Here is a 10506-nt window from a genome sequence, read left to right as displayed (position 1 = left end):
AATATTGTTTATGCAACATTGGGGTGACCGCTCTACAACATGTTACAGCCGCATGAGTATTGACACTCCGTTAACATAAAATTATACTCGTTCACCAAAAAGCAAGTTCCTATCCAGTCTGTCCCGACAGATCTTTTACAGCGACCGCACCCCTCGTCAATTTCCTCAACGCGGCTATCGCCTGGGTCACCACGGCCGATATGGCCACACAGCAGATTATCTGAAATGGATTACAACCGATGCCAAATATGCGACGCGCCCATCATACGACATCGAACACGGTCGCAAAACATCTGTAGTGGATGGAAGTGTCTCATCGCCTATCGCAAGATACAACGTGACTCACGTCGGAAGCACGATGAATATCTGGTTCGGCGTTACAGAAGCAGTCTCGTTCGGGCCCAACGATTTCGCCACACAATTGCACCGGTGCTCGGTATCCAATCACCCGAAAATTACCGCGCTATCGTCACGCCGGCAAACGAACGGCCGATCGTTCCGCTACCACGAAAGCAACGCTATCGTTTTGTGAAACGGTTGATTCGATTGGTGGAAGGAACCCTTAACGATCCGCCGCACGAACCGCGACCACTTGAGGATGATCAACCATCGCTGCCGATCTTGAAGGCCGCTTGTGCCCTCTGCAAAGGAAATTGCTGCTTGAGAGGAGGAACGGGAGCACATTTGGATCAGGATGTCATTCGTCGTTGGGCAAACACACACCCCGAAGCCGACTCTCGCTCTATATTAAACGCCTTTTCTCTTCGTTTACCCCCTGCAACGTATAGGGGATCCTGTGTCTTCCACGCGGCAAACGGCTGTAATCTTCCGCGGAGCATGCGATCGGCAACTTGTCTGAACACCGTCTGCGGTGGTATTGTTGAGCTGCGACTGCGAATCGAATGCGATAATGAGTCGAGGTTCTTCCTTGCCGCGACGAACAAAGACAGGGTGGTACGCGGAAAGTTTGAAGCATGCGACGAGGTGAATTTACGTGGATAATCGAAAAGCCACAAACCGATCCGAATCAACCGATGCTGGCATCTTACTCGCCAAGGCACGGGGATTGATCGATAAAAATCAGTTGGACCTGGCGGCAGCCACCCTGCAGGAAGCAACCGGTCTCAATCCCAACGATTTGGATATCCTCAGAACCCTTGCCCAGGTCCTTGTTCGGATCGACCAGTATCTTCCTGCCTTGCACGTTTTCGACCGTCTCATCGGGTCCGGACAGGCTACGGCAATGGACTACACTGATACTGGCGATGCCTTAACCGACGTCGGCGAATATGCTCAGGCAATTGAGACCTACCGACAAAGCCTCGACTTGAAGCCGAAAAACCCCAAAACCCTTCACAACCTCGCGCGTGCGCTTTATCGACTCGGACGAACGGACGAGGCTGCCGATCATCTTAAACAATGCACTGAGCAGTCCGATCTAATCGACCCCTGGCTGAGTCTGGCCACGATCATGCCTGGTTGCGGTCAGTCAGGCCAACAAGAAATCTTCGATATGAGAAAAGAATTCGCCGCACGACTGGCCGAACAAGAAACAGCGGTCAAAACGATCAGGCGACCATGGCCCGGCAGAAGCATAAAAAAACGACTTCGCGTGGGCTATCTTTCTGAGTTTTTCCATTGCGGCAACTACATGAAACCGGTTTGGGGATTAATCAATAATCACAATCGGTATGCGTTTGAAATCCATCTGTTCAGCGACAGCCCCATCGGCAGCGCTTGGCCCGGCTATCACAACCATGCCGGTGATCGCATCCACGAGGTTGCCAAGTTGGATAATCTCGCACTCGGGGCCCTCATCCAAAGCCAAGCGATCGATATCCTGGTGGATTTGAATGCTTATAGCACACCTCGGCGGCTTGCGCTGTTTCTCGGTCACCCTGCCCCGGTGACGGTTGCCTGGTTTAATATGTATGCCACCTCGGGACTCGCCGGTTTTGATTATATCATAGGCGATCCGTGGGTTGTTCGATCGGATGAAGCAAAATATTACACAGAAAAGATTCTGACCCTACCGGTCAGCTACTTGACATTTGCGGTCTCTTACGAGGTTCCGGAAATTGTCGACCCACCCTGTATCCAAGCCGGTGAACTGACCTTCGGCAGTCTGATTACCCAGTATAAAATAACGCCTCAAGTCCTGGACGCCTGGGCCGAGATACTGAAAAAGACCCAACATACACGCCTGTTCCTGGCCAACAAGGCCCTGAAATCCAAATGGAATTGCCAATATCTCCTGGATCAATTCCGCCAACGGGGGGTGGAAGCAGAACGGGTGACCCTATCCGGCCCACGGAACCATCACGGTTTCTTACAATATTACGATCAGATGGACATCGCCCTGGATGCATTTCCATACAACGGCGGGACCACCACCATGGAGGCGCTGTGGCAAGGGGTGCCGGTACTGACCCATGACGGTGACCGATGGGCATCACGCACGAGCTATTCTCTGTTGGCGTCGAGTCCGGTAGGCGACTATGTGGCCACGGATTGCCAGGATATGATTGACCATGCTGTTGCTTTAGCCGAAAATCCGCAGACCCCCATCCGGCTCCGAGAGCTTCGACGACACATGCGGGAGCGTCTGTCCTATGGCCAGGTATGTAACACTCGAGCGCTTAGCAAGCATATGGAGGCACTCTATAAAAAGGTCTGCGTGTCCATGGCTGCGGCATGAAACCGTTCATCTCAATCTGCATTTGTGATAGCGTTCGCGGGATCAGCAGCCTTTAATTTCCGGCCGAACAGACTTGGGGTAAACTTTCTTTTACCGGGTCAAACCGACCACAGAACGGAAAAATCATCGGGGGCCAGAGGCCGGCAGTAAAACGCCAGCAGGGTTTTTTCCGGACTGCCCCCCATAAAAACGGTATTCGGAATGGGTGCATGGCATTCCTTCAGGGCGAGGTGCCAGGCCCCTGCCAATTGAAAAGGATCCTCGACGCCATTGCCGCCTATGGGAATGAACAGCTGGCCGTCGGTTATAAGGGCCTTCACTTTCTCCCTGACATCTGACAGGATGATCTTTTTCTTTAGCCACGCGGAATGCTCGTCGTTCAATTGATTGCCGGTGTGTTGTCTGGCCTGCTGCCACTGCCGCCCGGGCGTCTCCATCTGATTGATGTCCGATTCCAGCTGATCAAGGCTTTTCAGGCGCCGGGTGGCGGTGTATTCCAGGGCCTCCCATGTGGGTCCCAACCCGAAAAGCATGAGATGCCAGTACGACTCCCATTCGTCCAGTTCACCTTCACCGATGATCATCATGGGATAGGGTCTTCCAATACTGTCGCTGCTGCTTTTTCCCAGGCCGCAGAGCGTGGCACCTCTTTTCTGCCCCTTTGACCAGAAGCGCCATGAGCAGACTCTGCGGCGTCGCTCGTCTTCGGAAAGTCGCTGAAATCCGGTATCCACCCATTTGGCAAAGGCATGGGCCATCGGTGACGTCAGATTGATCTGGAAATAATCCTTGGCAACGGGGTGTTTGCCGAAGACCGCCCAGTCCCAGCCGGGCTTGCCGATTAATTTTCCCAGCATGAAGTGATTTCCTGGGGCACTCTGCCCGGTGACGCCTGCAGAAACCGCAGCACCGGTTTATGCCCGGACAATTGATATTTGGCAGTGATCTTCCTTATGCGCATACGTTTCAATGCGGTTGCCTGCTCGGGAAAATCACCCGGACGAAAGGTCCGCTGCCCTGTCTTGAAATCGTTTAAAAATCGGGGAAAACCGAGATAGCCGTCGTAGACGGTGGTCAGTACGAGATTGCCGATCTCGATTTTAAATACGACATCGCCACAGCTTTGTGCCGACCAGTTGAATGTTTTTCTGACCGGATAGTGAAGGTTGATCAGTTGATTGCGATCATTGCCGCACTGAAGCTCCAGTTTGGTGGCATGGGGCTTGACCAAAGCCTCTGAATTGGCGTCGGTGGGATAGGCCTTGATGGAGACGCGATAATTGGCAACGACGGGTTTGGCCACGCGTTCCCCACGGGTTAAAAACGTCAAGAAATCGGTTCTGAAATCCAAGGATCGGCCCTCGATAGACCGGGCATGGTAGCCCTTGCCCCGACTTCGATCGATGAACGGAGCGGCCGGCCCTTTGACAAATTTGATGGCATACCCGTCATTGCCCATCAACAGTTTGTTCAGGTCCATCCCACTGGAAACATACTGCACCTCAAGAAAAACCTCCTTTTCCCAGATGCTTTGGAGTTGGCACTGGGCTTCCCGGATCACGTAGGCATGATAAAACTGGATCGGGCCATTGATCAGGTCCCAGAAAAGATCGGTCTGCTTATTTTTTTTCCCCAGAACCATTCTCAACTTCTTCTCGCCCTGTCGTGCCATGAAAAAGGGCGATTCTCCGGTGGCCGGATCTTCACTGTACAGGCCGGATGCCGCCTTAAACGCCGTTTTTCTTGAATCGGCGACTGCGCTCAGCGCCTGCAGGGCATCCTGGTATTGTTTATAGGCCTTGGCGGAATCCATGCGCGCTTCGAATGAAAGCGCATCTGTGGTCTCAACCCCGGTCCGGGATTCAAGGCGATTCAGCCTGGACGCTACCTTATCCGTCGTCCGTTTGATGATCCCAGCCTTGGCGACACCCTGGGCATCAAGCGTTTTGGCCTGGATCCGCGTATCCCGCATGCGGTAAATCAGATCGACCCATTCGGGAACCTTTTCCTGATCCTTGACCGGGGCAAGGGATTCGGCCATCCGGGCCAGCAACTGGAAATAGGGCCCCTGGTCAGTGGCCAGATTCATACCGGTCTGCTGCCACAAGTCGCGGCCGGCCAATCGGTCGGGCCCTTGCGCAAAATATCTGGCAAACGCTTCCCACTGGTCGATGTAGGCGTTCGCATACCATTTCTGAAAATCGAGTTTCTGCGATCCGATGGAAAGCGGCTCGAACAGGGCGGATTCAATTTCCGCAAGGGTGCCGTTGATGGCATCTCTGCCCTCGGGGGTATACCCTGCAGGCACAACGGCCGCTTCCGGATCAGGAGAGAGGCCCTTCCAGAAATCCTCCATGCGCACGCCGGCCAGGTTGCCATTGCGGTTCACCCAGTCGACCAGCCAATTCAAGCTAGCGCCCTGGAGGGTCAAAATATGTTTGAGCCAGGTCTGAAGGTCGTTCAATTCATCATTTAGCAGGCGATCTTCACGCCGCCAGGTTAAATAATAAAGATAATGGCCGCCGATCTGGTCGGTTATCTCATCGATCACGGCCGTTGCCATCAGGTCTCCCGAATAGGCAACCACCGGCAGTGCAGTTAGCGCCTCCCTGTCCCTGCCCTGCAGTCTCGCTTTGAGCAGGTTGATGCGCCTGACCAGGTGCATGGCATGGCTTCCCATGACCTCAGGTGGGGTAGCCGCAGAGAAACGGGTCATTCGATCACTCATCTGTTTGTCGAAATTATTCAGAAACCCGGATTCGAGCACCTGGCAATACTTCTGTTTCAAGCCAGCCTCGACACGATCGCTTTCGTAAAGACCCAAACGGGGAATCCACCAGTTGGCATTCTGCGATTCGATCTTGACGACCGCCTGTTTGAAACGCTCCATAATCAGCGTGTCTGTCGTGATGTCACCCTGCAAAATCGGTGCGGTGGAAAATGATTGGGAAACATCCCGGAGTGTTTTCAGATTTTTCACAAAAGAAAAACTGAGCAGCCCACAGGCGGCAATCACAATTGCCACCCAGGCGGTAAGACCCAGGCTGCGGGTCAACCGGCTCCATTCGAGGGTTTTTTGGGTAGGTGCAAACAGTTTTCGGTCATTGGGTAGAATCGTGGAGAAAAAATCGTGTAAAAACAGACCACGGTTGGTACCGGGGAGCACCTCTTTTTCGCCGATCAGTCCCAATTGACTGAGAAAATGGGAATAGGGGGTACCTTCCTGGCGGCCGCTGCTGAAATAGATTCCCCTGAGTATCGGTGTTTCCTGGTACGGATTTTCCTGAAAAGCACCTCGCATGAAAGCGGCCAGCCCGGATTCGATTTTTTCAAACTCCTGGGGAAAAAGAAGCAGGGACGGATCTGCCGTTTTTCCCTTGGCACGGTTCTGGTTGAGCATCAGCAGACGGAGTTCTTTAAGGCGTTCGCCGATATCATCGACGCTCTCTTTGCAGAAGGCGGCCATGTCGACGATGAGATTGGTATTGAGGCGTCCCATGGCCTGATGCAGCGAGGGTTCTTCCAGTCGATCACAAAACCTCACGGCGCCCTGAATCAGGTCGCATTTGGTCACCATGATGAACACGGGGAATTTGGCACCCAGCACACGCATCAATTCATCGATTCTTCTGCGGATGCTTTTTCCGGCATTCTCCAGTGAGGAAACCCCTTCCTGCAGCAATTGATCGGCGGCGACCGTGACCACCAGTCCGTTAAGGGGCTCTTTTTTGCGGAAGCGCACAAGCAGCGAGAGAAACTTCTGCCATTCATCCTTATCCCTGCCCTCATCCACCGGTATCGCGTATCGGCCGGCGGTGTCAATTAGCACTGCCTGTTCGAAAAACCACCAATCGCAGTTCCGTGTACCCGAAATTCCGGAAACGCGACTCACTTCGGCAAATGGAGAAGAGAGGTCGGCGCCCTGAATGGCTGTTGTTTTTCCGGAGCCGCTTTCACCGATCACCATGTACCATGGCAACACGTAAAGCGGATTGCCGTATTTCTTGAGGTGCGACTTGCGAAGGGCACCGATCGCTTCCTTCCAGCGGGCCTGGAGCTCGGTATACCCGGCTTGTTTGCCTTTATCCATCGATTTGATGCGCGATTCGTCCTCTGCAATCACCTGATGGATGAAGTTTTTTTCACTTTTTCTGGCCAACAGTTTTTTGATGAAAATCACAAAAAGAAAGATTCCGAGAATACCGATCAGAAAGAAAAAGCCAACCCACCACGGCCAACCCGCCATCAAGGCCAGACCGAAGATTAACAGAAGGGCCAACGCGGCCAGAAAAAGGAGAAGAATCACTTTGAGCGTCTTCATGATGAGTGATTTCATTTACGGCACCGTATTGATGAGTGATTGTCCGATGTTGCCCAGGATGAAGCGGTAAACGAAAAACAGCGCCGCGTAAAGAACCAACGGTGCGACCACGCACATCAGGCTAAAGGTGGTAAATCGCCGCATTCTTGGCATGCGTGAATCGCTTAAAGGCTTGTCTGACTGATATCCATTGGGAAAAAGCGTCATCTTGCGGACGTCCGGGACCCCCATGGAACTGCCGGTTAGCAGTTTAAGATTCGACGTCCGCAGTTGATCCAAAAGGTAATCATCCCCTTCGTTGATGTACTGACCGGCAAACCCCATGGACAGGCAGATGTAGTAGACCTCCCTGACATCGATTTGGTGGGGGCCGATGGTGTTGAGCCGTTCAAAAAACTGTTTGCCGGCATCCGAGGTCTCATAGTACCGTCGCTGCAGCTGTTCCCCCAGCCAGCGATTCTTGCCTGGCCATGTCGATGACAGGATGGTTTCATCAACCCAGGCAAACACAGCGAAGCGGGCCAGGTCATAGTCGTTGGGCGTGAATCCTCCCTTCTCGCACATGGATTCGCTGTCGGCAACCAGGCGCCGGATATTGGCATCCACCTGCTCGAAAGACGCCTGGCCTGAATCGGGAGACTGGGTTACGAAAGCGGTGTAGGCGATCAAGTCGGTGAAACAGTCGGCTAAGCGCATGTCAGTTTCTCCCTACGATCATCAGCTCGGCTTTGAAATCTTCCGGCGCACTATCCCAGTAAAGCGCCAGATTATTTCCCTTTTGCACCTGTTGCCATTGCTCGCCATGGTGATCGATCTGAAAGTAAAGCGTGTTTGCGCGACGTGGCAGTTCCTGCGGGGTTACCTGCTGATATTCCAGCCGAATGCCTGGCAATGCCCTGGCGATAAGAATAGGCAGATACTCTCGGGAACTGATTTTGGCGATCTGCTCCATCGACTGCAAAACGGACTGCGGATCGGTTTCTGTTTCAACGGCAAGAAAAAACCGGTTGCGGCCTTCAAACATGGTCGGCTGCAGTTCGGTTGCATAGTAAGTCCCATCGAAATGCAGTGCAATCATGTATTCGGGCCCCGCCGTAATTTCATCCAACAGGCGTGTGATCAGGCTTTGCGCCGATGAAAAGCACTGCCAGAGCTGTTCATGATGGTAGCCGGGCATCAGCACCTTGCCGCCCGCTTCCTCACCGATAACCGAAACCCGTTCGGAAAATGTGGACAGCTCCCCCATGAGTTGGCGTAGAATCCCGTACGCGACCCATGGGTGTACCGCGGCGGAGTCAGTGATGTGAATGAGTTGCGACACGTACCGGTTCAATGACCGCAAGGTCAGCAGAAAGACCATGTCGCGGGACCCGAATTCGGCGCTGTGGATGCCTCTGTCCCTCTTAAAAGCCTCCAACTGGCGGCAACGGGCGGAGACCTGATCACGCACCTCCTTGACGATTCCTTCCAAGGGTTGGGATGCGTCGATCGCCAAACAGGGAGGAAAGAAACGGTCGCTGAGCACCACATTTTCGCCATCCCGCTCAAGCAGCGCCACCGGGATCACATCATAGTCCCCGAATTGCTCCATCTCGCTTTGCCAGAACAGTTTTAATACCAATTGCATGCGCCGAACCTGGGCATTTGGACCGCTGCTGTGCAAATCCCGGATATCTTCAGCCTCCTCTGTAGCGACGTAGCGGGTTCTGACCGCTTTAAGATCGTTCAGGTTGTCTACAATCGTCACATTCTCACTGGATCGGCTGAATTTTCTGACGCCAAGATAGACCATGAATGTCTTTCCGCCGTCCTCCCAGGCTGTCTCAAACGACCGTGGCTGCATGACCGCATTTTGGTTGAGCACGGCATAGGTGGTGTCCGCAAACAAAAAGCTGCCTTTGGACAGGCCGAAGGAGCGGTTTCCCAGCGCTGCCTGCTCAACAACCATGCTGTCGACGCCCCAGAAATGGGGTGTCAGCCTGTGATAAACAGGTTCAAACAGAGCGCTGTGGTAGCGATCCTGGAGTTGAAAATGCTGAGGCTGAAGGAAGAGGCCCTGATGCCAAAAAAGAGGTTTTTCCATGGATCACTGCCCTTCCACCGTTGACGTCGTCACCGTGGTGATCTGTTGCGGTCCAAGGACCAGATCAACACGGATATGAGCGGGTTTTCTGGTTTTCTTCACTCGCAAGACTCCTTTTTTCTCCAACACTTCCGGTATTTCAACTATCCTGACCATACGTTCTTTTTCAAGAATATAGTATCCGGCCACCAAGGCTACATAGCGGGCACCTTCCGCCCGGTCCATGGTCATGTTGAGGTCCTGATCGGGCTGGATGATCATCCGTTTAGCGGCGGCGGCGCCGTCGCCGAAGAGCCCGCAGTCCAGCAGTTGGTAGATGCCGTCATCATCATTGGACAGTTGGTTGAAGGTATTCGGATCGGACAGTTGGTAGGCACACAGCAGCAATGTGTGCGCCTCGCCCTCGTCCAGGTTGAGTTTATGGTCCGCCTTGATGTGCAGGCGGATAGCTTCTTTTTCGTAGGTCCACTGGGGCGGCGGCACCTGTTTGGCGGCACACGCGCTTAGCAACAATAACGACCCGGCGATCAAAATTATTACAATTCGTTTCAAATCAGCCTCCTTGTTTTCCAAATTTGGTCTGACAATTCTTTTCAAATTCCCGTAAAAAATCTTCCATGAAACGGCCGGAACTGAACCATTTCTGAATTTTTTCGTAGCGTTCTTCGTATATTTCAAACATTTCAGCTTTTTTCATCGGGCCGAATTTAAGGCCTTTTCCCAACTCCGAGGCCAATTGCTCGGGATCCAGAACAGCCAGCACCTGTTTGACTTTGGCGTAGGCCGCTTCTTTAAATGACTGCTGAGCGGTTAAAAATGCATTGCTGATTTGATCCAGGTACGCTTCGAGCGAACGCCCCTCCCCTTCCCCTTCCAAACGGAACCCGATCACCTGGCGGATCGTCTGATCCGGCGACCCCTCTCCGGTAAAAGTCATGTTGATCACGCTGATCAGCTGGTTCAGGGTGTTAAATATCGTGTTGAGGGAATCGGCCAGCTTCTCCAACAGTTCGCTGGAGGAGAGATCGTCCATGGAGACCCTGCGCCCCAGCAGCAGGGAGCAAACCCGCGTCAGCACCTCGTCGTCTGTCTCGCCGATCAGCGATGGCTGGCAGTTGCTGCCCAGTCGGTCAATCACCGCCTGCAGGGCGGTGATCCGCGAGTGACTGTCCAGCCCTGCCATCTGTTCGTTCAGGTAGGCCTCCACCGAGTCGGCAGAGACATCCCCATCGGCTTCAAACCGGGCGGCGAGGCCGAATGAAATGCGCTTGATCGTTGTCTCATCGGCCATGTTCCATCTACTCCTTTTTCACGTCTGATCGGATAATGATGGTCTGTTCCGAGATATCATCATCACCATTTGCCGGGTCTGGCGCCACAGGCTGGAAATCATCCCCGGGCCCC

7 protein-coding genes are annotated in these 10506 nt (G+C 53.4%); 1 reads left to right on the top strand and 6 read right to left on the bottom strand.

The window, feature by feature from the left end; all coding sequences use genetic code 11:
• Positions 1 to 994: 994 nt before the first annotated feature.
• Positions 995 to 2698, top strand: coding sequence for a tetratricopeptide repeat protein (locus QNK41_RS17655; RefSeq protein WP_319259446.1), 1704 nt, complete (start codon positions 995 to 997; stop codon positions 2696 to 2698).
• A gap of 98 nt (positions 2699 to 2796) precedes the next feature.
• Here QNK41_RS17655 and tagF read toward each other — a convergent pair whose 3' ends face one another.
• The 6 genes from tagF to QNK41_RS17625 are packed head-to-tail and all read right to left on the bottom strand — an operon-like array spanning position 2797 to position 10393.
• Positions 2797 to 3555 (bottom strand): type VI secretion system-associated protein TagF, encoded by a 759-nt coding sequence (gene tagF, locus QNK41_RS17650; protein ID WP_319259443.1) that lies wholly within the window; start codon positions 3553 to 3555, stop codon positions 2797 to 2799.
• Complete coding sequence (locus QNK41_RS17645) at positions 3540 to 7034, bottom strand: type VI secretion protein IcmF/TssM N-terminal domain-containing protein (RefSeq protein WP_319259441.1); 3495 nt, start codon at positions 7032 to 7034, stop codon at positions 3540 to 3542. Before QNK41_RS17645 ends, tagF begins: the two co-directional genes overlap by 16 nt.
• Positions 7035 to 7715 (bottom strand): DotU family type IV/VI secretion system protein, encoded by a 681-nt coding sequence (locus tag QNK41_RS17640; protein ID WP_319259439.1) that lies wholly within the window; start codon positions 7713 to 7715, stop codon positions 7035 to 7037.
• Position 7716: 1 nt separating this feature from the next.
• Positions 7717 to 9102 carry a type VI secretion system baseplate subunit TssK gene (tssK, locus tag QNK41_RS17635; RefSeq protein ID WP_319259436.1) on the bottom strand — a complete coding sequence of 462 codons (1386 nt, stop codon included), beginning with the start codon at positions 9100 to 9102 and terminating at the stop codon, positions 7717 to 7719.
• 3 nt (positions 9103 to 9105) lie between these two features.
• Positions 9106 to 9654 (bottom strand): type VI secretion system lipoprotein TssJ, encoded by a 549-nt coding sequence (gene tssJ, locus QNK41_RS17630; protein ID WP_319259433.1) that lies wholly within the window; start codon positions 9652 to 9654, stop codon positions 9106 to 9108.
• 1 nt (position 9655) lies between these two features.
• The gene (locus QNK41_RS17625; RefSeq protein WP_319259430.1) at positions 9656 to 10393 is read right to left on the bottom strand and encodes a type VI secretion system-associated FHA domain protein; all 738 of its coding nucleotides are present in this window, start codon (positions 10391 to 10393) and stop codon (positions 9656 to 9658) included.
• Positions 10394 to 10506 lie beyond the last annotated feature (113 nt).

Source organism: Desulfosarcina sp., assembly GCF_033791525.1.
Taxonomy (GTDB): Bacteria; Desulfobacterota; Desulfobacteria; order Desulfobacterales; family Desulfosarcinaceae; genus Desulfosarcina.
Note: the sequence above shows the minus strand (reverse complement) of the source record. Positions and strands in the feature narration are given on the sequence as shown.

Excerpts from the sequence above, each read along its gene's own strand:
- QNK41_RS17645 (WP_319259441.1), bottom strand. The coding sequence starts at position 7,034 with ATGAAATCACTCATCATGAAGACGCTCAAAGTGATTCTTCTCCTTTTT.
- QNK41_RS17640 (WP_319259439.1), bottom strand. The coding sequence starts at position 7,715 with ATGCGCTTAGCCGACTGTTTCACCGACTTGATCGCCTACACCGCTTTC.
- tssK (WP_319259436.1), bottom strand. The coding sequence starts at position 9,102 with ATGGAAAAACCTCTTTTTTGGCATCAGGGCCTCTTCCTTCAGCCTCAG.
- QNK41_RS17625 (WP_319259430.1), bottom strand. The coding sequence starts at position 10,393 with ATGGCCGATGAGACAACGATCAAGCGCATTTCATTCGGCCTCGCCGCC.
- tagF (WP_319259443.1), bottom strand. The coding sequence starts at position 3,555 with ATGCTGGGAAAATTAATCGGCAAGCCCGGCTGGGACTGGGCGGTCTTC.